The organism is Pseudomonas prosekii (assembly GCF_900105155.1).
GTDB classification, from domain to species: Bacteria; Pseudomonadota; Gammaproteobacteria; order Pseudomonadales; family Pseudomonadaceae; genus Aquipseudomonas; species Aquipseudomonas prosekii.
On record NZ_LT629762.1, the window covers coordinates 2,157,360 to 2,182,121 of the forward strand.

At 60.8% G+C, this 24,762-nt stretch carries 21 protein-coding genes; 10 read left to right on the plus strand and 11 right to left on the minus strand.

Annotated elements, in window-relative coordinates:
- Positions 1 to 77: 77 nt before the first annotated feature.
- From miaA to BLU01_RS09915, 5 genes are read right to left on the minus strand one after another with little or no spacing between them, the layout of a single operon-like run.
- Positions 78 to 1,049, minus strand: coding sequence for a tRNA (adenosine(37)-N6)-dimethylallyltransferase MiaA (miaA, locus tag BLU01_RS09895; RefSeq protein ID WP_092274128.1), 972 nt, complete (start codon positions 1,047 to 1,049; stop codon positions 78 to 80).
- The gene (mutL, locus tag BLU01_RS09900) at positions 1,049 to 2,947 is read right to left on the minus strand and encodes a DNA mismatch repair endonuclease MutL (protein ID WP_183129277.1); all 1,899 of its coding nucleotides are present in this window, start codon (positions 2,945 to 2,947) and stop codon (positions 1,049 to 1,051) included. Before mutL ends, miaA begins: the two co-directional genes overlap by 1 nt.
- 8 nt (positions 2,948 to 2,955) lie before the next feature.
- The gene (locus tag BLU01_RS09905; RefSeq protein WP_092274134.1) at positions 2,956 to 4,383 is read right to left on the minus strand and encodes an N-acetylmuramoyl-L-alanine amidase; all 1,428 of its coding nucleotides are present in this window, start codon (positions 4,381 to 4,383) and stop codon (positions 2,956 to 2,958) included.
- Entirely contained in the window at positions 4,384 to 4,854 is a 471-nt protein-coding gene (gene tsaE / locus BLU01_RS09910; protein ID WP_092274138.1) for a tRNA (adenosine(37)-N6)-threonylcarbamoyltransferase complex ATPase subunit type 1 TsaE, read from the minus strand.
- Positions 4,842 to 6,341 carry an NAD(P)H-hydrate dehydratase gene (locus BLU01_RS09915; RefSeq protein WP_092274141.1) on the minus strand — a complete coding sequence of 500 codons (1,500 nt, stop codon included), beginning with the start codon at positions 6,339 to 6,341 and terminating at the stop codon, positions 4,842 to 4,844. Before BLU01_RS09915 ends, tsaE begins: the two co-directional genes overlap by 13 nt.
- A 63-nt stretch (positions 6,342 to 6,404) precedes the next feature.
- Here BLU01_RS09915 and queG point away from each other — a divergent pair, with 63 nt between their 5' ends.
- Positions 6,405 to 7,469, plus strand: coding sequence for a tRNA epoxyqueuosine(34) reductase QueG (gene queG / locus BLU01_RS09920; RefSeq protein WP_092274144.1), 1,065 nt, complete (start codon positions 6,405 to 6,407; stop codon positions 7,467 to 7,469).
- Positions 7,470 to 7,791: 322 nt separating this feature from the next.
- On the opposite strand, the gene BLU01_RS09925 is transcribed toward queG, so the two are convergent.
- Positions 7,792 to 8,403 carry a trimeric intracellular cation channel family protein gene (locus BLU01_RS09925; protein WP_092274147.1) on the minus strand — a complete coding sequence of 204 codons (612 nt, stop codon included), beginning with the start codon at positions 8,401 to 8,403 and terminating at the stop codon, positions 7,792 to 7,794.
- Positions 8,404 to 8,623: 220 nt separating this feature from the next.
- On the minus strand, positions 8,624 to 9,166 hold the full coding sequence (gene orn, locus BLU01_RS09930) for an oligoribonuclease (protein WP_054053345.1): 543 nt from the start codon (positions 9,164 to 9,166) through the stop codon (positions 8,624 to 8,626).
- A gap of 107 nt (positions 9,167 to 9,273) precedes the next feature.
- Here orn and rsgA point away from each other — a divergent pair, with 107 nt between their 5' ends.
- The 4 genes from rsgA to BLU01_RS09950 all read left to right on the plus strand — a co-directional run bounded on the left by rsgA (position 9,274) and on the right by BLU01_RS09950 (position 12,376).
- Positions 9,274 to 10,305, plus strand: coding sequence for a small ribosomal subunit biogenesis GTPase RsgA (gene rsgA / locus BLU01_RS09935; RefSeq protein ID WP_028621995.1), 1,032 nt, complete (start codon positions 9,274 to 9,276; stop codon positions 10,303 to 10,305).
- 210 nt (positions 10,306 to 10,515) lie between these two features.
- Positions 10,516 to 10,923: a TIR domain-containing protein gene (locus tag BLU01_RS09940; protein WP_092274150.1), complete on the plus strand. Its 408-nt coding sequence runs from the start codon at positions 10,516 to 10,518 to the stop codon at positions 10,921 to 10,923.
- Between the two features lie 2 nt (positions 10,924 to 10,925).
- Positions 10,926 to 11,885: a caspase family protein gene (locus BLU01_RS09945; RefSeq protein ID WP_092274153.1), complete on the plus strand. Its 960-nt coding sequence runs from the start codon at positions 10,926 to 10,928 to the stop codon at positions 11,883 to 11,885.
- Positions 11,885 to 12,376: a toll/interleukin-1 receptor domain-containing protein gene (locus BLU01_RS09950; protein ID WP_092274156.1), complete on the plus strand. Its 492-nt coding sequence runs from the start codon at positions 11,885 to 11,887 to the stop codon at positions 12,374 to 12,376. The genes BLU01_RS09945 and BLU01_RS09950 overlap by 1 nt, the downstream gene beginning before the upstream one ends.
- A gap of 784 nt (positions 12,377 to 13,160) precedes the next feature.
- Here BLU01_RS09950 and motB read toward each other — a convergent pair.
- Positions 13,161 to 14,210 carry a flagellar motor protein MotB gene (gene motB, locus BLU01_RS09955; protein WP_092274159.1) on the minus strand — a complete coding sequence of 350 codons (1,050 nt, stop codon included), beginning with the start codon at positions 14,208 to 14,210 and terminating at the stop codon, positions 13,161 to 13,163.
- A 3-nt stretch (positions 14,211 to 14,213) separates the two neighbouring features.
- Complete coding sequence (gene motA / locus BLU01_RS09960; protein ID WP_092274162.1) at positions 14,214 to 15,065, minus strand: flagellar motor stator protein MotA; 852 nt, start codon at positions 15,063 to 15,065, stop codon at positions 14,214 to 14,216.
- Between the two features lie 166 nt (positions 15,066 to 15,231).
- Between motA and BLU01_RS09965 the strand changes: the two genes are divergently transcribed.
- The 4 genes from BLU01_RS09965 (at position 15,232) to BLU01_RS09980 (ending at position 20,479) form a co-directional block, all read left to right on the plus strand.
- Positions 15,232 to 16,770 carry an HDOD domain-containing protein gene (locus BLU01_RS09965; RefSeq protein WP_092274165.1) on the plus strand — a complete coding sequence of 513 codons (1,539 nt, stop codon included), beginning with the start codon at positions 15,232 to 15,234 and terminating at the stop codon, positions 16,768 to 16,770.
- A gap of 42 nt (positions 16,771 to 16,812) precedes the next feature.
- Positions 16,813 to 17,628, plus strand: a complete 816-nt coding sequence (rhdA, locus tag BLU01_RS09970; protein ID WP_092274168.1) for a thiosulfate sulfurtransferase — start codon at positions 16,813 to 16,815, stop codon at positions 17,626 to 17,628.
- An 18-nt stretch (positions 17,629 to 17,646) separates the two neighbouring features.
- Entirely contained in the window at positions 17,647 to 18,507 is an 861-nt protein-coding gene (gene asd / locus BLU01_RS09975; RefSeq protein WP_092274171.1) for an archaetidylserine decarboxylase, read from the plus strand.
- 187 nt (positions 18,508 to 18,694) lie between these two features.
- Entirely contained in the window at positions 18,695 to 20,479 is a 1,785-nt protein-coding gene (locus tag BLU01_RS09980) for a molecular chaperone (protein ID WP_092274174.1), read from the plus strand.
- Positions 20,480 to 20,642: 163 nt separating this feature from the next.
- Here BLU01_RS09980 and serB read toward each other — a convergent pair whose 3' ends face one another.
- The gene (gene serB, locus BLU01_RS09985; protein WP_092274177.1) at positions 20,643 to 21,857 is read right to left on the minus strand and encodes a phosphoserine phosphatase SerB; all 1,215 of its coding nucleotides are present in this window, start codon (positions 21,855 to 21,857) and stop codon (positions 20,643 to 20,645) included.
- Between the two features lie 135 nt (positions 21,858 to 21,992).
- On the opposite strand from serB, the gene BLU01_RS09990 reads away from it, so the two are divergent.
- Positions 21,993 to 23,519 carry an AhpA/YtjB family protein gene (locus tag BLU01_RS09990; protein ID WP_092274180.1) on the plus strand — a complete coding sequence of 509 codons (1,527 nt, stop codon included), beginning with the start codon at positions 21,993 to 21,995 and terminating at the stop codon, positions 23,517 to 23,519.
- 455 nt (positions 23,520 to 23,974) lie between these two features.
- On the opposite strand, the gene BLU01_RS09995 is transcribed toward BLU01_RS09990, so the two are convergent.
- Positions 23,975 to 24,688, minus strand: coding sequence for a PqiC family protein (locus BLU01_RS09995; RefSeq protein WP_092274184.1), 714 nt, complete (start codon positions 24,686 to 24,688; stop codon positions 23,975 to 23,977).
- Positions 24,689 to 24,762 lie beyond the last annotated feature (74 nt).

Consider the following 24,762-nt stretch of genomic DNA (forward strand, 5'->3'; position numbering starts at 1 on the left):
AAGGATTCAATATAAAAATAGGTAATCAGATGGCTTGTGCCGTCACACCCCCAAGGATAGACGGCAATTGCAAGGACTCAGCTCAATATGGAGATGGTCCCAAGGTATTTCAAGGCGCGCGGCAGATTGTCGCAATCCAGGCTGTCCAACCAATGCAGATCAGCCCAACTGCGCAGCCAGGTGAACTGGCGCTTTGCCAATTGGCGCGTGGCAATGATTCCACGCTCCTGCATCTCGGCTTGCGTCAGCTTGCCATCCAGGTAGTCCCAGACTTGTCGGTACCCTACAGCACGTATGGACGGCAACCCTGAATGCAAGTCACTTCTCATACGCAGGGCTACGACCTCGTCGATGAATCCCTGTTCCAACATAATTGTGAATCTTTGTTTAATACGCTCGTGCAGTACCTGGCGATTTGCCGGGGCGATGGCCAAGTTCGCGACAGTATAGGGTAATTGTTGCAGTCCCGAAGCCGCTGCTTCAGTACTTTGCGCAGATTGTCGCAAGCGCAGTTCAGTCATGCTCTGACCGCTCACGCGATAAACTTCCAGCGCTCGACTCAGCCGTTGCGGATCGTTCGGGTGAATCCGCGCCGCCGACACCGGATCAATCACCGCCAATTGTTCGTGCAAGGCTTGCCAGCCAAGGCGTGCAGCCTCTTCTTCGATCTGCGCGCGAACATCGGGATCAGCCGCCGGCATTTCCGCAAGACCTTCGACCAAAGCCTTGTAGTAGAGCATCGTGCCGCCTACAAGCAGCGGAATTTTGCCGCGCGAAGTGATCTCGGCCATCGCCTCCAGCGCATCACGGCGAAAATCTGCCGCCGAATAGCTCTCGGCGGGGTCGAGGATATCGATCAAACGATGCGGATGTTGCGCCAATAGCTCTTTCGAAGGTTTAGCCGTGCCGATGTCCATGCCGCGATAAACCAGCGCCGAATCGACGCTGATCAACTCGCACGGCAGGACTTTGGTCAGTTCGATGGCCAGATCGGTCTTGCCCGCAGCGGTCGGGCCCATCAGGAAAATCGCTGGAGGGAGCTGGCTCATCAACGACCGCGCAGGAACAGTTTGTCCAGATCGTCCAGGCCCAATTGGGTCCAGGTCGGTCGGCCATGGTTGCATTGGCCGCTGCGCTCGGTGTTTTCCATGTCGCGCAACAGGCCGTTCATTTCCGGCAGCGCCAGACGCCGATTGGCGCGGATTGCGCCGTGGCAGGCCATGGTGCCAAGCAATTCGTTGAGGTGCGCCTGAATGCGGTCGCTGGTGCCGTATTCCATCAGGTCGGCGAGCACGTCGCTGACCAGCCGATTGGCCTCAGCCTGCTTGAGCAGTGCCGGGATCTGCCGGATCGCCAGGGTTTCCGGGCCGAGGCGCTGCAATTCAAAACCGAGGCGCTGGAACCACGCAGCGTTCTCTTCGGCGCAATCGGCTTCGCGCTGGCTCACGGCCAGGGATTCCGGGACCAGCAGCGGTTGCCCGCTCAAGCCCTCGCTGGCCATGGCGATTTTCAGGCGTTCATACATGATCCGCTCGTGCGCGGCGTGCATGTCCACCAGCACCAGGCCTTGAGCGTTTTCCGAAAGAATGTAGATGCCTTTGAGCTGCGCCAACGCGTAACCCAATGGCGGAATATCGTCCTGCCCGGCCGGCAATGCGACCGCATTGGCCTCGGGCAACGGCGCGAAAAATTCGCGATACGCAGCCTGCGCCTCGGCCGCCGGCACGCCGGATTGCGGTTTTGGTGAGTATTGATACTGATAACCGGCACCCGCGCCCGAGCCCGCTGCCGTATTAAAGGTCGGCTGGCCTTGCGGCTGCTCCAGCAGCGCGTTGGCCGCCAGACGCATTTCGCCCTGCGGACCAAACTCGCCAGCGTCAATTCCGCTTGGGCGGACGATCGCGGTGGCGACCGGCGCGGCCAGATGATCTTCCGGGCGCACGTCGCCGAGTGCCCGGTGCAAAGTGCCGTAAAGGAAGTCGTGGACCATGCGCCCGTCACGGAAGCGCACTTCGTGTTTGGTCGGGTGCACGTTGACGTCGACGCCCGCCGGGTCGACTTCGAAAAACAGCACGAATGTCGGGTGACGACCGTTGAACAGCACATCGCGATACGCCTGGCGCACCGCGTGAGCCACCAGTTTGTCGCGCACCGCACGGCCATTCACGAAGAAATACTGCAAGTCAGCCTGGCTGCGGTTGAACGTCGGCAGACCGACCCAACCCCACAAATGCAGACCATTGCGCTCGATTTCGATCGGCAGCGCCTGCTCCAGAAATCCCGAACCGCAGATCGCCGCCACACGCCGAGCGCGGGCCGCGTCGTCATGCGCTTCGTGCAGGCTGAGGATGGTCTTGCCGTTGTGGCGCAAGTGAAACGCCACGTCGAAACGCGCCAACGCCAAGCGCTTGATCACTTCTTGCAGGTGATCGAATTCGGTTTTTTCAGTCTTGAGAAACTTGCGCCGCGCCGGGGTGTTGAAGAACAGGTCGCGCACTTCCACAGAGGTGCCCACCGGGTGAGCCGCCGGTTGCACGCGCGGCGCCATGTCCCGGCCTTCGGTTTCGACTTGCCAGGCTTGATCGGCGTCCTTGGTGCGCGACGTCAGGGTCAGGCGCGCCACGGAACTGATCGAGGCCAGGGCCTCACCGCGAAACCCGAGGCTCATCACCTGCTCAAGGTCTTCGAGGTTGCGAATCTTGCTGGTGGCGTGTCGCGCCAAGGCCAGCGGCAGGTCGTCAGCGGAAATGCCGCTGCCATCGTCGCGCACCCGCAGCAGCTTGGTGCCGCCCAACTCGACGTCGACATCAATGCGCTTGGCGCCGGAGTCGAGGCTGTTTTCCAGCAACTCCTTGATCACCGATGCCGGGCGCTCAACCACCTCACCGGCGGCAATCTGGTTCGCCAGGCGTGGGCTGAGCAGCTCGATCCGAGCGGCATTGATCAGCGCCTGATTCATTCTTTGGCCGCCAGTTCGGTGCCGGGAATCGTCAGGGTCTGACCGATTTTCAGCTCATCGCTTCTCAGATTGTTGGCGCTGCGCAGAGTGGCCGGGGACACCTGATAACGCACGGCAATCATCGCCAACGTCTCACCCGGGCTGACGCGATGGTCGCGCGGACCTTGGGCGATCTTGCCGGAATCGCGCAGCCAGGCAATGTAGGTGCCCGGTGGCGGATTCTGCTGGAAGAACTGGCGCACGCCGCTGCTGATCGACCGCGCCAGCGCTTGCTGGTGGTTCGCGGCGGCGAGTTTCGAGGCTTCGTTGGCGTTCGAGATAAACCCGGTTTCGACCAGGATCGACGGGATATCCGGCGACTTCAACACCATGAACCCGGCCTGTTCCACACGCTGTTTATGCAGTGGCGTGACGCGCCCGATGTTGGTCAAAACTTTCTGGCCGACGTTGAGGCTGGAGGTCAGCGATGCGGTCATCGAAAGGTCGAGCAACACGCCCGCGAGCATGCGGTCCTTGTCGTCGAGGCTGACGTTGCCGGCACCACCGATCAAGTCGGAACGGTTTTCACTGTCGGCCAGCCAACGCGCGGTTTCGGAGGTCGCGCCGCGGTCCGACAGGGCGAACACCGAAGCACCAAACGCAGCGGCGGAAGGTGCGGCGTCGGCGTGGATCGAAACGAACAGGTCGGCGCCCTTCTTGCGCGCAATTTCGGTACGGCCGCGCAATGGAATGAAGTAGTCGCCGGTACGGGTCAGTTCGGCGCGGAAGCCTTTCATGCCGTTGACCTGACGCTGCAATTCACGGGCAATGGCCAGTACCACGTCTTTTTCACGTTGACCGCGCGAGCCAGAAGCGCCCGGGTCTTCGCCGCCGTGGCCGGCATCGATCACCACAATAATGTCGCGTTTGCCGGCCGGCGCTGGAGGCAGTTTGACCGGCGGATCAATCGGCGTGACCGGCACCGGGGCCACCGTCGCGACGTTGGTCGGCGCCGGAATCGGCGCGGCATCGGCCGGGTTGTCGAACAGATCGACCACCAGACGATTGCCGTACTGCGCGTTCGGCGCCAGGGTGAAGCTCTTCGGCGTCACGGCTTTTTTCAGGTCGATGACCACGCGCAAGTCAGTCGGCGTGCGTTGCGCCGAGCGCATGGCGGTAATTGGCGTGTTGGCGCTGTTGACCTTCAGCGGCGCCCCGAGGGACGCGCCATTGATGTCGATAACCAGCCGATCCGGCGACGTCAGGGTGAACACACTGTGTTGCACCGGCCCCGTGAGGTCGAATACCAGTCGTGTGTTATCCGGAGCACGCCACAGGCGAACGCTGTTGACCTTCGATTCGGCCACAGCGTCGACGGTTACCGCCAAAAACAACAATCCTACGGCAGCTACCATCGCGCGAAAGCGCATACCTGACCCCATCATTTAATTGGATTCCAATGCCAAAGCGGCACACCACGACTCGCCGCGCGAGCCCTGGGACAAAATTTTCAGCGAACGCCCGCTGTCTTGCGGGCTAATGGTAATGGTCAGGTCGGGCTTTGGCAAAAAGCCTGCACCCTTCTGGGGCCATTCGATCAAACACATGGCGTCATCATCGAAGTAGTCGCGGATGCCCAAGTACTCCAGTTCTTCCGGATCGACCAGTCGATACAGGTCGAAATGGAAGGCGCGAATGTCGCCGATCTCGTAGGGCTCGACCAAAGTGAACGTCGGACTTTTTACCGCGCCGACATGCCCCAAGCCACGAATGATGCCGCGCGACAGGGTAGTTTTGCCCGCGCCCAGATCGCCTTCGAGAAAAATCAGACCGTGTCCTTGAGTGGTTCGTGCAATGCGGGCACCGAATGCGCTCATTGCTTCTTCATCAGCCAGGTACAGGGTTACTTCAGACACGGTGCTTGCTCCTCCAACAACTGACGAATGGCTGGAATCAGATCACTGGCCGCCAGCCCACGGCCGAATTTACCTTGTTGCAAACCTGCGTTGGCGTGCAGCCAGACCGCCAGGCACGCGGCGTCGAATGCCTGCATGCCTTGCGCCAGCAACGCGCCGACCAGTCCGGCGAGCACGTCGCCCAAACCGGCAGTGGCCATCGCTGGGTGACCCTGATGGCACAACGACAAACGTCCATCGGGGCTGGCGATCAAGCTACCAGCGCCTTTCAGAATCACCACAGCTGTGTATTTTTTGCTCAATGCATGAGCGGCGGCGGCCCGATCGGCCTGCACTTCGGCGGTGCTGATCCCGAGCAAACGCGCGGCTTCACCGGGATGCGGGGTGATCACGCAATCCTTCGGCAGCGTTACCTGCTGCTCGGCGAGCATATTCAGCGCATCGGCGTCCCAGACTTGCGGCAGCGGCGCATTGGCTGCCGCCGATAACAGGCTGCGACCCCACGCAGCCTGCCCGAGGCCCGGGCCAACCACCAGCACGGAAACCTTATCCAACAATTCCATCAACTGATTGGCCGACGAAGTGCCGAGCACCATCGCTTCGGGGATTCTCGCCAGCGCCGCCGGCACATGTTCGCTGCGCGTCGCCACCGAAACCATGCCCGCGCCACTGCGCAATGCACTTTGCGCGCTCAGCAAAATGGCGCCGCCAAAACCGCGATCTCCGCCGATCAGCAGCACGTGGCCAAACGTGCCTTTGTGCGAGGTTGGCGCACGGTGCGCCGGAAGCGGAAGGTTGCCGGGATTGAGGCGGCGCGCGGTGCTGGCGGCGTTTTCCAGCAATTGCGGATCGGCGTGCAGATCGTTGAACACCAGTTCACCGACGACATCCGCCGCATCACCGGTAAACAGGCCGATTTTCAAACCGATGAAGGTCACGGTCAGATCAGCCCGAACCGCGCCGCCGAGCACGCGACCGGTATCGGCGCACAAGCCTGAGGGGATATCCACGGCGACAACCGGCAGTTCACTGGCATTGATCGCCGCGATCACGCTGGCGTAGGGCTCTCGCACCTCGCCGGTCAAACCGGTGCCGAGCAAGGCGTCGAGGATGATGCCGCGCAATTCGGATTGTGCAGAGCCGTTTTCGATTGAGACTTTTTCCGCCAGCGCCTCGGCATGCGCGCGTGCCGCATCGCCCTGCAAACGTTGCGGTTCGCCGACCGCCAACACGCGCACTTGCCAACCGGCGCGCTGCGCGAGCACGGCGACCAGATAACCGTCGCCCGCATTGTTGCCGTGACCTGCCAGCACTGTCAGTTCGCTGGCCGTCGGCCACTGGCGGACCAGCGCCCGCCACGTTGCCCGGGCAGCGCGTTGCATCAATTCGAAGCCCGGCGTGCCAGCCGCGATCAGGCTCGCATCGAGCTCTCGCACTTGCGCGGCGCTGTACAGCGCGTCGGGTAAATCATCTTTAGTCTGCGGCATGCGTCTTCGGGCTCCGATGTCTGGCAGAATTATACGCACCTCAGCTCCGGTTTCTCTCGTCTCATGCCCGCTATTACCACAGACCTGCCCGCCCTCGCCCAATCCATCAAGGACTGGGGCCGCGAGCTGGGCTTTCAGCAAGTCGGCATCAGCGGCCTGGACCTTGCCGAGCATGAACAGCATCTGCAGCGCTGGCTCGAAGCCGGCTACCACGGCGAAATGGAGTACATGGGCGCCCATGGCAGCAAACGCTCGCACCCGGAAGAACTGGTGCCCGGCACGTTGCGGGTAGTTTCGCTGCGCATGGACTACCTGCCCGGCGACACGCAAATGGCGCAATTGCTCGCCCAACCGGAGAAAGCCTACGTATCGCGTTATGCCTTGGGCCGCGATTACCACAAATTGATCCGTAAACGCGTGCAACAACTCGCAGAAAAAATTCAAGCGGTCATCGGCCCGTTCGGTTATCGCGCCTTTGTCGACAGCGCCCCGGTGCTGGAAAAAGCCATCGCGGAGAAGGCCGGGCTGGGCTGGATCGGCAAAAACACCTTGGTGTTGAACCGCAAGGCCGGGAGTTATTTCTTCCTCAGCGAATTGTTCGTCGACCTGCCGTTGCCCGAGGACCCACCCCACGCCACCGAACACTGCGGCCGCTGCACCGCGTGCCTGGACATTTGCCCGACCAACGCGTTCGTCGGCCCTTACGTGCTCGACGCCCGACGCTGCATTTCGTACCTGACCATCGAACTGAAAAGCGCAATCCCGGAAGAATTGCGGCCGCTGATCGGTAATCGGGTATTCGGCTGCGATGACTGCCAGATCGTCTGCCCGTGGAACCGCTTCGCCCGCCCGACCGGCGAAAGCGATTTCAAGCCACGGCACAATCTCGACAACGCCGAATTGGCCGAACTGTTTATGTGGGACGAGGAGCGCTTTCTCAGCAGCACCGAGGGTTCGCCGCTACGTCGCGCCGGTTATGAGCGCTGGTTGCGCAATCTGGCGGTGGGTTTGGGCAACGCGCCATCGAGCATTCCGGTGCTGGAGGCGTTGAAGGCGCGGCGCGAATATCCGTCAGAACTGGTCCGCGAACACGTCGAATGGGCCCTCAAACAACACGGCCTCATATAGCAGCTGCCGAAGGCTGCGTTCGAGGCCGCAGGACTCGCGCGATATTTGAATATTGACGACTGCTTCGCAGCCGGACGCAGCCTTCGGCAGCTGCTACAGGTACGGAGTTGGCGTCAGGCTTAGTGGTGCGCCATCCAGTACGCCTGAACTCAAAGCGCCGCTGGTTCTCGAACATGTCGAGTGAGCCCAAACAACACGGCCTCATGTAGCAGCTGCCGAAGGCTGCGTTCGAGGCCGCAGGACTCGCGCGATATTTGAATATTGACGACTGCTTCGCAGCCGGACGCAGCCTTCGGCAGCTGCTACCGGGACGGAGGTGGCGTCAGGCTTCGTCGTTGTAGACGAATTTGGGCATTTCCCAGTGAAAGCGGATTGCCAGCAGGCGCAGCAGGAACCCGCCAAACAAGGTGACCAGAATCGCCTGCTCGCCGGGCATTTGCAGGTAAATGCACAACATGTAGCACCACGCCGCTGCAAACGAGACGCTGGCGTAGAGCTCGCGGCGGAAGATCAGCGGGATGTCGTTGCAGAAGATGTCGCGCAGGATGCCGCCGAATACTCCGGTGATCACGCCGCTGACCGACGCCACCAACATGCCGTGGCCCATTTCAAGCGCGGTCATGCAGCCGATCAGGGTAAACGCCACTAGGCCGACGGCGTCGAGCACCAGAAACAGCGAGCGCAGGTGGCGCATCCAACGCGCGGCAAACACCGTGAACATCGCTGCGACCGAGGTCAGGATCAGGTATTCCGGGTGTTTGACCCACGTCAGCGGGTAGTGGCCGAGCAGCACGTCGCGTACCGAACCGCCGCCGAGCGCGGTAACGCACGCAATCAGCACCACGCCAAACCAGTCCATGCCGCGACGGCCGGCAGACAGCGCGCCGGTCATGGCTTCGGCGGTGATGGCGATCAGATAGAGCATCAGCAACATGGCGGCGGTCCTGGCAGGAAGGCGCGCAGTCTAGCCATTTCGGGGGCGCACCAGAAGAGGGCAAGCGCCATTCGCCCACTTCCTGTGGCGAGGGGGCTTGCCCCCGTCGGAGTGCGAAGCGCTCCCCTGCATTCCGTCAGTCACACCGCATTCTCAGGTTTTACGACTGCTTCGCAGCCGAACGGGGGCAAGCCCCCTCGCCACAATGTTCCGCGTAGGATCAGAACTTGATGAAATGCTTGCGGTAATGCTGCAGCTCGGCGATCGACTCGCGGATGTCGTCCAGCGCCAAGTGGGTGCTGCCCTTCTGGAAGCTGTCGCGCACGTCCGGCGCCCAGCGTGCGGCCAGCTCTTTGAGCGTCGACACGTCGAGGTTGCGGTAATGGAAGTAACTTTCCAGGGATTTCATGTGCGTATAAAGGAAGCGCCGGTCCTGGCAGATGCTGTTGCCGCAAATCGGCGACTTGCCCTTCGGCACCCACTTCTCGAGAAACGCGATGGTCTCGGCTTCGGCTTCAGCCATGCTGATGCGGCTGTCGCGCACTCGTTGGGTCAGGCCCGAGCCGCCGTGCTGGCGGGTATTCCACTCATCCATGCCAGCGAGAATCGCGTCGCTGTGATGAATGGCGATCACCGGACCTTCGGCCAACGTGTTCAAGTCACTGTCGGTGACAATGGTCGCCATCTCGATGATGACGTCGGTATCAGGGTTCAGACCGGTCATTTCCAGGTCGATCCAGATCAGATTCTGCGGGTTTTGCATGTGTCGGCTCCTAGGCAATGCTGCGCAGTTTAGCCTAGGCAACCGGCGGGGCGTGCTAAACTCGCGGCCGTTTTACCTAATCGCTGCATTCTTGATACGGAACACCCATGGCCAAACGCCAACTCAATCGTCGTCAAAACTGGCGCATCGAAAAAATTCAGGGCGAGCGCGCTGCCCGCGCCGCCAAACGCGAGTCCTCGGCCGTCGAGGCACTTGAGGGCGGCGACCTGGGCCCGGAACAGACCGGCCTGGTGATCGCGCACTTTGGTGTGCAGGTCGAAGTCGAAGCGCTCGAAGGCGAGCTGGCTGGTGAGGTGTTCCGCTGTCACTTGCGCGCCAACCTGCCTGCGCTGGTGACCGGCGATCAGGTGGTCTGGCGTGCCGGCAACCAGGGCATTGGCGTCATCGTCGCGCAATTGCCGCGCAAAACCGAACTCTGCCGCCCGGACAGCCGTGGCCAGCTCAAGCCGGTTGCCGCCAACGTCGACATGATCGTGATTGTCTTCGCGCCGCTGCCCGAGCCGCACGCCAACCTGATCGACCGATATCTGGTTGCCGCCGAGCACGCCGGGATTCGTCCGCTGCTGCTGCTGAACAAATTCGATTTGATCGATGAGCAGAACGCCCCCGCGCTGAATGCCTTGCTCGCGGTATACCGCACGCTGGGTTATCCGGTGCTGGAAGTGTCGGCGCATCACGGCAACGGCATGGAACAACTGCAGGAACAACTCGACGGGCGCATCAGTGTGTTCGTTGGTCAGTCCGGCGTCGGCAAGTCATCGCTGGTCAACAGCCTGCTGCCGGAAGTCGAAACCCGCGTCGGCCCGTTGTCCGAGCTGTCCGGCCAAGGCACGCACACCACGACCACCGCGCGGCTGTTCCACTTCCCCGGTGGCGGTGAGTTGATCGACTCCCCGGGTATCCGCGAATTCGGCCTCGGCCACGTCAGCCGTGCCGACGTCGAAGCCGGTTTCATCGAGTTCAACGACTTGATCGGCACCTGCCGCTTCCGCGACTGCAAACACGACCGCGAACCCGGTTGTGCCCTGCTCAAGGCGCTGGAAGAAGGCCGCGTGCAACAGCAACGGATGAACAGCTACCGCTCGATCATCGCCAGTCTGCCGGAAAGCAGCTACTAAACAGACGCAACCGCAGCCCGACTCAATCGGGCTGCGGTTCATCTGCGCCCTCTTACAAAATCCCCTTCGTATTAAACGTCAGACTTCTCTGTAAGGCCTGCGCACGCTCGCGTGTAGGGCTTTTTTGTTTATCGCCCAAGGTCTTGTGACCTCCACGCAACGCCCTACATTCAAGCCCTCTTCGCTCTTTGGCGACACCGAGGGACAGCCATGCAAACCTATCATTTGTTCATCAGCCACTCGTGGAACTACTCCGACGCCCACGACAAACTGGTGAGCCTGTTAACCGCCCACCCCACGTTCACTTTCAAGAATTTCTCCGTTCCGCCACATAACCCGATCGTCGGCGCGCGCACCGACAAGCAGTTGACCGAAGCCATCGAAAACAAAATCCGCCCGTGCTCCGCCGTGTTGATCATGGCCGGCATGTACGCCAGTTACAGCAAGTGGATCAACAAGGAAATCGAGATCGCCCAACGCATGGGCAAGGTAATCATCGCGATCAAGCCGTTCGGTGCCGAAAGGATTTCCGCCGTGGTGCGCAACGCCGCTCACGCCGAGTGCGCGTGGAACACCGCCAGCATCGTCAGCGCGATTCGCGCGCAAACGGCGGTGTGACGATGCGCAAGGGACTGTTCATCGGCATTAATAATTACACGCACATTTCCTCTTTGAGCGGCTGCAACGCCGACGCCATGGCGATGGCTTCGGTGCTGAAAACCGACGCCAACGGCGACCCAAACTTCAAGAACGTGGTGCTGACCTCTGCCGAGGATCACCTGGGCCGTGGAAAACTCGAAGATCAGATCCGCGAACTGTTCTCCGGCGATTGCAACGTGGCGCTGCTGTATTTCGCCGGTCATGGGGTTTTCGATGACGACACCGACGAAGGCATGCTGGTCCCGCAGGACTACCGCACTGCACGCGATGGCATTCGCATCAGCGACATCCTCAATTGGGCTTCGAAAGCGGTACAAATCAAAAACAAAGTGATCATTCTCGATTGCTGCCAGGGCGGCTCGGCGGGTGAAATCCGCGCGCTGCGCAGTGAAAGCAGCGTGGTGGGCGAAGGCATGACCATCCTTACCGCGTGCAAGAAAGAGGAATCGGCGCTGGAGGGCGGCGGGCACGGCGTGTTCACCCGTTTGCTGCTGCAGGCGTTGCACGGCGGCGCGGCGAACATCCTCGGCAAGATCACCCCCGGCAGCCTTTACGCGTTCGTCGACAACGCCCTCGACGCCTGGGAACAGCGCCCGGTGTTCAAAACCAACGTTTCGCAATTCATCTCGTTGCGGGAAGTGTCGCCGCTGATCCCCAAGGAAATCCTGCGCAAATTGCCCGAATGGTTCGCCGAGGCCGAATCAAACTTCGCCCTCGACCCAAGCTACGAACCGACCGAACCGAGCTTCGACCCCGACCACGGCGAAGTCTTCGCGCAACTGCAAAAGTGCAACCGCCACAGCCTGATCGAACCGGTGGAAGCCGAGCACATGTACTACGCCGCCATCAACTCAACCGGCTGCCGCCTCACCGCACTCGGCGCCTACTACCGCGAACTCGCACTCAAGGGACACTTCTGATGCCCGTCTTTATCAGCTACCGCCACACCGACCGCCCACAAGCCATCGCCCTCAACGAACGCCTGAAACGCGCCGGCATCAAAACCTATCTCGACGTGCTCGACGCGGAATCGCAAACCACCGACGACATCACCACCGTCATCACCCGCAACATCACCGAATGCACGCACTTGCTCGCCGTGGTCTCGGACAAAACCGCGCAATCGTGGTGGGTGCCGTTTGAAATCGGTGCAGCGACCATCAGCAATCGGCGGATTTGCTCGTTCAAGACCGGGAACAGCGAACTGCCGGAATATCTGGATAAATGGCCGAAGCTGGTTCAGGGGGCCGACATTGATTTTTTCATTGATGAGTATCACCGCGAGGTGAGCCATAACCGCTCGATTGCACTTGAGTCTGTCAGTGGCACTGAGTCGGCGAGGTTGTTTAACAAGAGCAATGCGGATCGGTTTCATGCTGAGCTTAAGAACCGGATACGTCGGGGGTTTTGAGGCGAGTGGGATATAGGCGCAGCGATTGAAACTGGAAGCGGCTGATACCGCTGTCATAAATATGTACACCTGACCCAAACAAGTTGGCTGTCAGGCCGCAATCGCGAGCAAGCTCGCTCCCACATTTGGATTTTTGTACATCTGAGAGAAAGAGGTCGGCTGGTAGAGGGCTATCGCGAGCAGGCTCGCTCCCACATTGGATTTTTGTACATCTGAGAGAAAGAGGTCGGCTGGTAGAGAGCTATCGCGAGCAGGCTCACTCCTACAGGGATTGCGCACAGCCGCGAGAACAGGTCGGCTATCAGGCCGCCTCGCGACGCAGTTGCGGTGCCCGCCCCCTCGTGAGGCCGAGCGCAGGTTCTGCGCAGTGGGCAACCCGGCAAGGATGCCGGGTTAGCCGCCCCCGGCCAGGGATGGCCGATGGCGGCGGGCCCACGGAGCAGGACCGGAGCGAGGGCATGCCGAGCCTGGGCGAGGCACCGAACGAAAGGGGCAAGAGCGCTTTGGTTACTTTCGCGCTTCTCGAAAGTGACTCGCTGTAAAAGCGAAACCCAATGCCGCCGTGACCGCAGAAATGGATATGTACACCCGACAAGAACAAGTTGGCTGATAGAAAGCTATCGCGAGCAAGCTCGCTCCCACAATTGGATCTGTGGACATCTGGGAGAACCAAGTCGGCTTGTAGAGAGCTATCGCGAGCAGGCTCACTCCTACAGTTGGAGTTGCGTTCACCTACACGGAATCAAGCGCAGAAAAAAGCCGACATCGCTGTCGGCTTCTTCGATCACTGCGCCGGCGCTTCCGCCGGTTTCGCCGGGTCACCCGGCTTCGGTGCCACGTCGTCAAACAAATTCAGACGCTCCCGAACCTCATGCGCCGGCACCGGTTGCTTGTCCGCCGGTAACGCGTTCGGGTCCACCGGCGTGGCTGGCGTGCCCGGCGCTTCACCGGGTGCGCCCTGCCCCGGAATCGCCGAAGGGTCCGCACCTTGCGCGCCTTCAATCGCCGTTTGAGCCCTCTTCGTCAACACCACAATGTCGATACGGCGGTTCACCGGATTAAACGGATTCTCCCGATCAAACAGCGCCGACGAGGCATAACCGACCACGCGCGCCACTTGCGACTCCGGATAGCTGCCGGCGACCAGCGCGCGGCGGGCGGCGTTGGCGCGGTTGGCGGACAATTCCCAGTTACCGAAATCGCCGGTGCCGATGTATGGCTTGGCGTCGGTGTGGCCGCTGATGCTGACCTTGTTCGGCACCGCTTTAATGGTGTCGGCCATGGCCAGCAAAATATCTTCGAAATACGGTTTCAGCCGCGCCGAGCCCGAGTCGAACATCGGCCGGTTATCGGCGTCCATGATCTGGATGCGCAAGCCGTTCGGGGTGATTTCGAACAGGATCTGATCCTTGAACTTCTGCAGTTGCGGGTTCTCGTCGACCTTGTTCTGCAGTTCTTGCAGCAGCAATTCCAGACGTTCTTTCTCGACCTGCTCGGCCATGCCTTCGACCTGATCGGTGTCGGCCGTGACTTTGTCCGGTTGCGGCTGGGATTTCACCTCGGGGTTGAGTGTGTTATCCGGCGCCAGGGTCGGCGTGCCGCCCAGATCGATGATGTACGGCGTGCCGCTTTCGGAAAAGCCGACCGGGTCTTTGAAGTAACCGGCGATGGCGATCTTCTGTTCCGGTGTCGCGGTGGACAGCAGCCACAACACCAGGAAGAACGCCATCATTGCCGTCGCGAAGTCAGCAAAGGCAATTTTCCACGCGCCGCCGTGGTGCCCGCCGGCGATGCGCTTGATGCGCTTGATGATTATCGGCTGGTTATTTTCCATGACTTAACGCCCGCGAACCGCTTGTTCCAGCTCAGCGAAACTTGGGCGGTGCGCCGGGTACAGAACCTTGCGGCCGAACTCTACCGCCAACGATGGCGGCATGCCGGAGGCCGAAGCCACCAGCGACGCCTTGATGGCTTCGTAGATGTTCAGTTCTTCCTTGGCATCGTGTGCCAGGGAGGTGGCCAGCGGGCCGAAGAAACCGTACGCCGCGAGAATACCGAAGAAAGTACCGACGAGCGCCGCGCCGACGTGCATGCCGATGGCCGCCTGGTCGCCTTCGCCCAGCGAAGCCATGGTCACGACGATGCCCAAAACTGCCGCCACAATACCGAAACCCGGCATGGCGTCGGCGATGCCGTTTACCGCGTGAGACGGGTGCTCGAGGTCTTCCTTGAGGCTGTAAAGCTCCATGTCGAACAGACCTTCGAGCTCGTGCGGCGCCATGTTGCCGGACGACATGATGCGCAGGTAATCACAGATGAACGCGGTCATGCGTTCGTCTTTTATGACGGTCGGGTACTTGGCGAAAATCGGGCTCGCAGCGGCGTCTTCGATGTCGCCTTCGATGGCCATCATGCCTTCGCGGCGGCTCTTGTTGAGGATCTCGTAGATCAGGCCCAGCACTTCCAGATAGAAGGTGTGGCTGAAACGCGAACTGAACATGCTCAGGGATTTCTTGAGCACGTGCATGGTCATATAACCGGGGTTGGCCTGGAGGAATGCACCCAGTGCCGCACCGCCGATAATCATCACCTCGAAGGGCTGGATCAGGGCGGCGATTTTGCCGTGAGAAAGCACGTATCCGCCGAGCACGCTCGCGAATACGACGATGATGCCGATTATTTTAGCCATAGGTAGGGGAGCACTTACTGAGTCGGGTTCAAGGTCATATTCGGAAGTTAAAAAATCTCTTCTTCTACTTATCGGCAAAACTGCGCCAGACTATAGCCCGTTGAGGCGAAAAGCCAATTTAGCCCGCGCCGGGCGTGTATTCAGCCAACGATGATCCCGTCCAGCCATGGCTAATGAAACCAATATTGCAGCGGTAAAACCGACCACGCTCGAAGGCTGGATCAAGCTTCTCGACGGCGTGCGCCTGCCGGTTCCGCTTGAGAGTCACGAGCGCGTCTGCAAAGCCATCCGCAATAATCGCAGCTCGTTGCGCGAGATTGCCGATTTGATGCAGAACAGCCCGGCCCTGGCCTTGAGCGTGATCCGCGAGGCCAATCGCCACACCCACGGCAGCATGACCGAGCCCGCGGAAAACCTTGAAGTGGCGATCAATCGTCTCGGTTTGAAGCGCACCGAAGAACTGCTTGATCGCCTGCCCACCGAAGCGCAATCGGCGATCCCGCATGCCCTGCGCCAGTTGCAGTTGATCAGCCAGCACGCGACCCAACAGGCCAACGGTTTTTTCGCCGGTCGCCTCGCGCGGCTGTGGCAGGACATTCATTGGGGCAGCCTGCTGTTTCTCTCGCCGCTGTGGCCGATGGCGCTGGCCCAGCCGAAGTTGCTGGAGGAATGGGAACTGCGCGTCATCCATAAAGGCGAGTCGGCGCGCACAGTCGAGAAACAATTATTCGGCGTGCGTTTGCTGGATATCTGCCTCGCTTTGGTTGATTTGTGGCGGCTGCCGATCTGGGTGCAGCAGGGTTATCGGCTGCTACTCACCGAGCAACGCGAACTGGTGAAAGTGCTGCGCATCGCCCGCGACAGCGAGCATCCGCTGCGCCAGCAAAATCGCCTGGACGACGACCCGACCCTGCGTCGCTGGCTCAACCAACCGGCCAACACCGTGTTGCTGGCCAACGGCCTGGCGCTGTCGGCGCAGCAATCCTGGGACGGCCCGCACAGTCAGCGCTGGCAGTTCCTCACCGGGCTATACCTGCAAATTTCGATGGATGAGGTGCAACAACAATTGCACCAGCAAGCCGCCAACAGCGCCCGCCAGCATGCGATGCCGGACCTCTGGCACCCGGCAGTTTCGCTGCTGTGGCCGTGGGGGACAAATCGGGTTCACGCCGGTTTGCTGCCCGCGCCGGCACCGAACGCGGAAGACCTGAGCAAGTGGCGCAAACAATGCGCCGAACTGCTGGTCGAGCCGAGTCGGTTCACCAACGCGATGCACCTGACCACGTCCGCCCGCGATGCGCTGGTCGCGTGCGGCATGCGTCGAGTGATGATTTTGATGACCGATCGCACCCACGCCAATCTGCGCGTGCATCAAACGGCGGGCCTGCCCAAAGAAGCTGCCGGGCTGAATTTCCAGGTCAGCCAAAGCAGCGTGTTGCAGCGTCTGCTTTCGCAGCAGGCGCAAGTGCGCATCACCCCGGCCAACAATGCGCAATTCTCGGCGTTGCTACCCGCCAGCCTGCGCGCCCAGTTCAGCGGCGAACACTTGCTGCTGCGGTCACTGGTCAATAATGGCCGGGTGATCATGATTGTGGTGGCGGACCAGGGTGGCGGGCAGTTCTCGGAAATTACCGTGCAGGCGTTCGGCAAAACCGCGCAGTGCATCGAAAAAGCCCTGCATAGCTTTAGCACCCGCGGCCAATGACCCTGCGCTACAATCCCTCCCTTTGTGCTCTGGAGACCTCACATGTCTGACTTCTCTGGCTTGCCGCTGGTGATCGAGCCGAGCGACTTGCTCCCGCGTCTCGACGCCGGCGAATTGATTCTGGTCGACCTGACCAGCAGCGCCCGCTACACCGAAGGTCACCTGCCCGGCGCGCGTTTTGTCGATCCCAAACGCACGCAACTGGGCCAACCTCCGGCGCCCGGCCTGATGCCGCCGAAAGCCGCGCTCGAAGCCTTGTTTGGCGAACTGGGGCACAATCCCGACGCGGTTTACGTGGTGTATGACGATGAAGGTGGCGGTTGGGCCGGACGGTTCATCTGGTTGCTGGATGTGATCGGGCACAGCAAATACCACTACCTGGACGGTGGCCTGCCAGCCTGGCTGGCCGCAGGCATGCCGATGTCGATTCAGATCCCGCCCGCCGTCGGTGGCCCGGTGAAGCTGACGCTGCACGACGAACCGACCGCCACCCGCGAATACTTGCAAAGCCGCCTCGGTGCTGCCGACCTGGCAATCTGGGACGCCCGCGGGCCGCTGGAGTTTTCCGGCGAAAAAGCCCTCGCCGCCAAGGCCGGGCACATTCCGGGCGCGATCAATTTTGAATGGACCGCCGGCATGGATCAGGCGCGCAACCTGCGCATCCGCAGCGACATGCCGCAGATCCTCGAACAGCTCGGGATCACCAAGGACAAAGAAATCATCACTCACTGCCAGACTCATCACCGGTCTGGCTTCACTTATCTAGTGGCCAAATCCCTCGGTTATCCGCGGGTCAAAGGCTACGCCGGCTCCTGGGGCGAATGGGGCAACCATCCCGACACGCCCGTAGAGATTTAAGTTTTTCAAGGACAGTTAATGAACAAGCGTCTGTTTATCCTCAGCCAATACCTGCTGCCTCACCACTTGCTCTCGCGACTGGCCGGCTGCGTCGCCGAATGCCGCGTGCGCTGGTTCAAGAATGCGTTCACCGCGTGGTTCGCCAAGCGTTACCAGGTTGACATGTCCCAGGCACTGGTCGAAGACCTGACCGCCTACGAGCATTTCAACGCATTTTTCACCCGTGCCTTGAAGGACGGCGCGCGCCCACTCGACGAAACCCCGGGCGCGATCCTCAGCCCGGCCGACGGCGCGGTCAGCCAACTCGGCCCGATTGAACACGGTCGCGTGTTCCAGGCCAAGGGCCACAGTTTCAGCGTGCTGGAACTGCTCGGCGGTGATGCGGCGAATGCTGCGCCGTTCATGGGCGGCGATTTCGCGACTATTTACCTGTCGCCGAAGGACTACCACCGCGTGCACATGCCGCTGGCCGGCACCCTGCGCGAAATGGTCTACATTCCGGGGCGGATTTTCTCGGTCAACCAGACCACAGCGGAAAACGTCCCGGAACTGTTCGCGCGCAACGAGCGCGTGGCGTGCATTTTCGACACCGAGCGCGGGCCGATGGCCGTGGTGCTGGTGGGCGCAATGATTGTCGCGTCGATTGAAACCGTGTGGGCCGGGCTGGTCACGCCGCCGAAACGCGAACTGAAAACCTTCCGCTACGACGAAGCGGCCCGTGCGCCGATTCATCTGGAAAAAGGCGCAGAACTGGGTCGCTTCAAACTGGGTTCGACTGCGGTCGTGCTGTTTGGCCCGGATCAAGTCAAATGGGTCGAAGGCCTGGGCGCGCTCTCGCCAGTGCAAATGGGCCAGGCGCTGGGTTTGCCGAACGCTTGATTCGCTAGTTCAGCCTCGCCGCTCTTCTGTAGGAGCGAGGCTTGCCCGCGAAGGCGATCTTAAGGACGCCATCGCGGGCAAGCCTTGCTCCTACAAAGCCAGTCACATGTTGAAATACTGCTCACTGCCATAACTGCTACAGTCAGGTCATTCATCGTCCATCACCCGGTTGGAGTTTTTCCACGGCATGAATGAGACCAAATCACCGCTGCTGCTACGCGCCCCGATCCCCGCAGGCTCGCGCCTGTCATTCTGTGAACCGACCCCGCGCGACCTCAAGCGCTGGATCGCCAACCTGCCGAAAGCCAATATCGGCGAAACCGCTCGCCAGTTGTATCAAGGTTTGAGCGAACTCAACCAACTGCTGACGCCCAGCGACAATCGCCTGCAATTGCTCGAATTGCTCCGGCCCGAGGTGTATTACGTCTGCAAACACCTCGAACGGCACTTCCTCCATCAGGCGATTGTGCTCGACGAGCGTTCGCGCAAGATCGCCAACCTGTGTCAGGCGCTGCAAAGCCATTTGGCCATCGGCTACAAACAAATCGTCCTGCGCGTCGCGCCGCGTTTCAGCAAGGACCGCGCGCCGCTGCTTACCCAAGCGCTGCAACGGGCGATCCATTGCCTGAACGGCCCGCTGATCCGCGCGACCCAGTTGTATTGCCCGGTGCCGGAAGGCGTGTGGCTGGAGCTGCATCAGCTGTATCAAATTGGCTGCCAGCACAAGCTGCAACATATAAAGGTGCGCGATGAACTGGCCAGCGAAACGCCGGAACTGACCATCGAGCAAACCTACGTCGCCGCCCTGCTGCTGGGTGCGTCGCGCTGCAATCAACTGCGGCAGAACCAGATCGCCCGCCTCGCCGAAGTGCTGGAACCCTGGAGCCGCTGGATCAAGCTGCAACCCGGCAAGCAGGGCAACGAGCTGTTTGCGGTGGCGCCGGAGCTGGATGTCGGCCCGCGCTACCGGACCAAGTTCCGCGCCGAACAGCAGGCCAATTTGCTCGGGATCGATCCGCAACCGCTGGTCGCGGCCATCGAAGCGCGTTTGCTCAACCCGACTGACACGACGTTGCCCATTCCAGCGGGGCTCAATCTCGACACGTTGCAACACTTGCACGCCGCGTGGGGCCAGGCGGCCGAGCGCAGTTTTCAGCGCACCGTCGGTAATGGCACGTTGAACCTGTGTGTCGGCATGAGCGCGCTGCACTTTTATCTGGGCGGGCAACGCTCGTTCAGCGACATCCTGAAAAACCCTGCCGGCCGTCGCGCGCAATTTGCCGCGATAACTTCGGCCGCCACCGGCAAAGACAACTGGAGCCACGCCTTCGATGCCGCGCCGCAGGAAAACCCTGACGCGCTGCTGCCTTACGAGGAAATCGAATACCCGAACCTGGAGAATGACGACAATCACGAGGCCAACGACCGCAACCAGCATTTCCCGACCTACGCGTTGCCGGTGATCAATCACAGCCCCGGCGGTTATTGCCTGGCCTGGCCGGACGCGGTGCCCGCCGAGTTGCAGGCCGGTGAAATGGTCGGCATCGAAGATGCTGCCGGCCAGGGTTGGAGCATTGCCGTGGTGCGGTGGATTCGTCAGGTGCGTGGCGGCGGCACGCAGATGGGCATCGAGCAGGTTGCGCCGTACGCCGAGCCTTGCGGCCTGCAACTGGTGCGCACTCGGGATGATCACAGCCAGTATTTGCGCGGATTATTGTTGCCGGCGATCAGCGCGATAGATTTGCCGGCAACGCTGCTGGCCCCGCGCCTGCCGTTTCAGGAAGGCAATAAAGTGCTGATCAACACCAACGGCCAGGAACGCCGCGCCGGGCTCGATCGGCGGGTGTCGAGCACCAACAGCTTCAACCAGTTCGCCTATCGATCGCTGGAAGCGAGCAGAACCGAAAACGCCGCAGGCAGCGGCGTGATTGGTGCGGAAGAGGATTTTGATTCGTTGTGGAAGACGTTGTGAGTCTTGCCAAAACATCTGTGGCGAGGGGGCTTGCCGCCGTTCGGCTGCGCGCCAGGCGTAAACCCGAATAACTCGGTGTGCCTGAAAGGATGCAGGGGGCCGCTTCGCGACCCAACGGGGGCAAGCCCCCTCGCCACAGAGGCCCGCTTAGGCGACCACGATCTCAGAGCTGCCCATCACGATCACGGAAACCCAGCAGATACAAAACGCCATCCAGCCCAAGGGTGGAAATCGCTTGCTTCGCCGACTGCTTCACCAGCGGTTTCGCGCGGAACGCCACGCCCAGACCGGCAATCGCCAGCATCGGCAGGTCATTGGCACCATCGCCGACGGCAATGGTCTGCTCCAGACGCAAACCTTCCTTGTGCGCCAATTCTTTCAGCAGATCAGCCTTGCGCTGCGCATCGACAATCGGCTCGACCGCGACACCCGTGACTTTGCCATCAAGCACTTCCAGCTCATTGGCGAACACGTAATCGATGCCGAGTTTCGCCTGCAATTGCTTGGCGAAGTAGGTGAAGCCGCCGGACAGGATTGCGGTTTTGTACCCCAGACGCTTGAGTTCGGCGAACAGCGTTTCCGCGCCTTCGGTCAGGCGCAGCGAAGCACCGATTGAATCCAGCACGCTGACGTCGAGGCCTTTGAGCAACGCCAGGCGTTCCTTGAAACTGGCGCGGAAGTCCAGTTCGCCGGCCATCGCCCGTTCGGTGATCGCCGAAACCTGCTCGCCCACGCCCGCAGCCTTGGCCAGCTCGTCGATGACTTCGGCTTCGATCAGCGTCGAATCCATGTCGAACACGGCCAGACGCCGGTTGCGGCGGAACAGCGAATCTTCCTGAAATGCGATGTCGACGTTCAGTTCTTGCGCAACGCTGAGGAATTCCGCGCGCAAGGCTTGTGCATCCGCCGCTTCGCCGCGCACCGAGAACTCGATGCAGCCCTTGCCCTTGTCGGCCGGGGTGTCCAGCGGCATACGCCCGGACAAACGATCGATGTGATCGATGTTCAAGCCATATTTCGCGGTGATCGAACTGACTGCCTGCAATTGCCCGGCGGTGACTTTGCGGGTCAACAGCGTAACGATGTGGCGTTTTTTCCCCTGATTGCCCACCCATTGCTGGTAATCCTCTTCGGACACCGGGGTGAAACGCACCTGCTGGTCCAGTTCATAGCCCTTGAACAGGATGTCCTTGAGCACCGACTTGCCTTGCTCCGTGTCAGGAATTTCAACCAGGATGCCGAACGACAAGGTGTCGTGGATCACTGCCTGACCAATGTCGAGAATGTTCACACAACCCTGGGCCAGAACGCCGGTAATGGCCGCAGTCAGACCCGGTCGGTCGACTCCCGTGATGTTTATCAGGACGATTTCGCGCAAGGCGCACCCCCGCAGGTGGAAAAAAACCGCATTCTACCCACTTTCAGTGACCATCGGGCACCGTCAACGCTTTGCCGGTCTAGGGCCTGTCGCTATACTGCGCGTCAACTTCACGGACAAAAGAGCCGAGCTCAAGTGAACCGGCCTACGCCAGTAAAAACCGATAACTTCTTCCTGCTGATCTTCCGTGCACTGCGCCACCGCCGTGTACCGATTGCATTGCGCATTGCCAGCCATAACGTGATCCTGGTCGCTCTGGCCCTGGTGATTTATGCCTGTGTAATGGGTTTGCAGTTCAAGCAGGCCATGCACGAGCAGGCTGATGCGCTGGGCGAAAGCCTGACCACGCAGACCGCCACCTCGGCCACTGAGCTATTGGTGTCCAACGACATCCTCAGCCTCAACGTGCTGCTCAACAACCTGACGAAAAATAAACTGGTGGCCCACGCCGCCATTTATAGCGTGGATAACCGTATCCTCGCCGAGTCTGGCCAGCGCCCCAAGCACAGCCTGCTGGGCGAAGCTGAAGGCATGTATGAGAGCAAGATTACTTTCCAGGATGTCAGCGCCGGGCAACTGCGCATCAGCCTGGACATGGATCAGTTCCAGCAGCCGATGACCATCAGCCTGCAAAGCATGGGCATTTTGAGCGCGATTCTGCTGGCCTTGTCGCTGGCCTTGAGCCTGCGCCTGGGTCGCCATATCTCGACGCCGCTGCTGCAATTGCGCGTGTGGCTGCGCAACATCGACGAATACACCCCGGCCACTGAGCGTCAGGATGAGATCGGCGACCTCGCGCGTCAGTTGCACGCCAATTTCGCCCCGGAACCGACCGAACCGGAGCCGACGCCCGAGCCTGAATTCGATGACGAGGATTACGACGAAGAGGCTGATCCAGCCTTCGAAGTACGTAACCTCCGCGATCCGAGCTTTGACGAAACCAAACCGGTTGCTGGCCTCAAGCCTGCTCCGCGTCAGGTGGTCAGCACCGTTGAAGACGATGACGACGAAGACCCGTTCGCCGATCTGCGCGACGTAGCCGTCGATACCGCGCCGAAAACCCTGGCAAAACCGGTGATCTCCAACGTTCCGCAGCACAGCGCCGTGTTGGCCGTGCAGTTGGGCGCACAGGATCAACTGCGTCGCCTGCCGCGCACGCGCCTTGAGGAACTGCTCAAGCGCTATCGCGATTGCCTCGATCAGGCCGCTTCGCTGTATCAAAGCGAGCTGCACACGCTGAACGATGGCAGCACGCTGATGCTGTTCCACACCGAAGACAGCGGCGACGATTACCTGACCAACGCAATTTGCTGCGGCGAATTGCTCCGCGCCTTGGGCCATCAGTTGCAGATTGAAGTCGCGGACAGTGGCATCACGCTGCAATTGCAGCTGGGCCTGACGCTGGGTGACGAGTTGTTTGGCTTGAGCCAGATTGATCTGCTGCTGACCGAAGCGGCGCAGGACGCCTTGGCCCTGTCGCAACACAGCCGCAATCTGCTGCTGGTGGAGCGCAAGATCAGCGACGACGCCTTGATCCGCCAACGTGCGCGGATCCGCCCGATCGCCAGCCCGGAAGGCGCGTGCTGCGTGGAGCGGTTGATGGAGCCTTATCCATCGATGCTCGAGCGGCAACTGGCGCGGATGCACGAGCGCCGGGCGTAAAAGCCCTGCTATAAAAAAACCCGCAGCCGAGTGATTGGCTGCGGGTTTTTTGTTGGGCAGGAATTGTATTTACCCCAAGAACCACCCCTCTCCCTAACCCTCTCCCCAGAGGGGCGAGGGGACTGACCGAGTTGTCCTCTCGAGTTACATCGACCTGGGATATCGAGTCGAACTCAGGTGTTGAACAGCACGAAGATCTGCTCCCTTTCCCTCCGCCCTTGGAGCGAGGGGACTGAGCGAGTTGTCCTCTCGAGTTACATCGACCTGGGATATCGGGTCGAACTCAGGTGTTGAACAGCATGAAGATCTGCTCCCTTCCCCTCTCCCCCTTGGGGAGAGGGTTGGGGTGAGGGGTGACTCTCAAGCCGGACACCTGTTCCAGGCACCCATCAGTCAATCCACAGAAACAACAAAGCCCGCATCTCTGCAGGCTTTGTGTCGGGTCAATCCAGGCTTTAGAACCTGAACACTTCCATATCGGTGCGGATCGGCGAGGCCATTGGGATCTTCGGCTGCTTGTCCTGCTCCGCCGCCGGCGCTACGGGCTTGGGATTCTTTTTACGCGGTGCGTCCGCGATTGGCGGCTGGTTGGCCAATGGCTTCAGCGCCACCGACAGTTGCTGGGCCAGACGCTGCAGCAACACACCTTGCGCCTGCACCTGCGCCGCCGTGTCACCGGCATGTTGCTCTTGCAGATGAATGATGCGGTTATCGCGAACCTGGCCACGACGGTCGATCAAACGCCATTGTGCATCGAGGATCGCCGGTTGCGACTCACCGGAATCCAGGCGAGTAATCGTCAGCAGCACCTGCACATCCGGGGCGAAGCCCAATGTCGCTGGCGCGAGGACCACGCGCTGGCTGTCGAGATGACCGGCAACCTGACGCAGCAGCAGTTGATCGATGTCCGAAGACAGGCTTCCCGCCCAACGACCATCGGCCGACGCCTGGAGGCTGCCGTCCGGCTGGCGTTGCAGCAGTGTTTCGCGTTGCAGGTAATCGGCAATCGTTACCGGGCCCAGCAGTACCGCCATGCCAGCGCTTTGCGCAGGCTGAGCCGGACTTCCGCTGTCCAGCTGATACAGCGACACCGGTTGGTGTGTGCTGCAACCCGCCAGGCCAAGAACACCGGCGAGCATCAAAATAAACGGAAGGCGCAGAGCAGTCATCGTCCCATCCAGGTGGCTGCCACAAGGCTAACCACAGTGAAAATACTCAATAAATATGAAGAACGCTCGGCCAC

Excerpts from the sequence above, each read along its gene's own strand:
- miaA (WP_092274128.1), bottom strand. The coding sequence starts at position 1,049 with ATGAGCCAGCTCCCTCCAGCGATTTTCCTGATGGGCCCGACCGCTGCG.
- BLU01_RS09905 (WP_092274134.1), bottom strand. The coding sequence starts at position 4,383 with ATGATGGGGTCAGGTATGCGCTTTCGCGCGATGGTAGCTGCCGTAGGA.
- BLU01_RS09915 (WP_092274141.1), bottom strand. The coding sequence starts at position 6,341 with ATGCCGCAGACTAAAGATGATTTACCCGACGCGCTGTACAGCGCCGCG.
- queG (WP_092274144.1), top strand. The coding sequence starts at position 6,405 with ATGCCCGCTATTACCACAGACCTGCCCGCCCTCGCCCAATCCATCAAG.
- BLU01_RS09925 (WP_092274147.1), bottom strand. The coding sequence starts at position 8,403 with ATGTTGCTGATGCTCTATCTGATCGCCATCACCGCCGAAGCCATGACC.
- orn (WP_054053345.1), bottom strand. The coding sequence starts at position 9,166 with ATGCAAAACCCGCAGAATCTGATCTGGATCGACCTGGAAATGACCGGT.
- rsgA (WP_028621995.1), top strand. The coding sequence starts at position 9,274 with ATGGCCAAACGCCAACTCAATCGTCGTCAAAACTGGCGCATCGAAAAA.
- BLU01_RS09940 (WP_092274150.1), top strand. The coding sequence starts at position 10,516 with ATGCAAACCTATCATTTGTTCATCAGCCACTCGTGGAACTACTCCGAC.
- BLU01_RS09945 (WP_092274153.1), top strand. The coding sequence starts at position 10,926 with ATGCGCAAGGGACTGTTCATCGGCATTAATAATTACACGCACATTTCC.
- BLU01_RS09950 (WP_092274156.1), top strand. The coding sequence starts at position 11,885 with ATGCCCGTCTTTATCAGCTACCGCCACACCGACCGCCCACAAGCCATC.
- motB (WP_092274159.1), bottom strand. The coding sequence starts at position 14,210 with ATGGAAAATAACCAGCCGATAATCATCAAGCGCATCAAGCGCATCGCC.
- motA (WP_092274162.1), bottom strand. The coding sequence starts at position 15,065 with ATGGCTAAAATAATCGGCATCATCGTCGTATTCGCGAGCGTGCTCGGC.
- BLU01_RS09965 (WP_092274165.1), top strand. The coding sequence starts at position 15,232 with ATGGCTAATGAAACCAATATTGCAGCGGTAAAACCGACCACGCTCGAA.
- rhdA (WP_092274168.1), top strand. The coding sequence starts at position 16,813 with ATGTCTGACTTCTCTGGCTTGCCGCTGGTGATCGAGCCGAGCGACTTG.
- asd (WP_092274171.1), top strand. The coding sequence starts at position 17,647 with ATGAACAAGCGTCTGTTTATCCTCAGCCAATACCTGCTGCCTCACCAC.
- BLU01_RS09980 (WP_092274174.1), top strand. The coding sequence starts at position 18,695 with ATGAATGAGACCAAATCACCGCTGCTGCTACGCGCCCCGATCCCCGCA.
- BLU01_RS09995 (WP_092274184.1), bottom strand. The coding sequence starts at position 24,688 with ATGACTGCTCTGCGCCTTCCGTTTATTTTGATGCTCGCCGGTGTTCTT.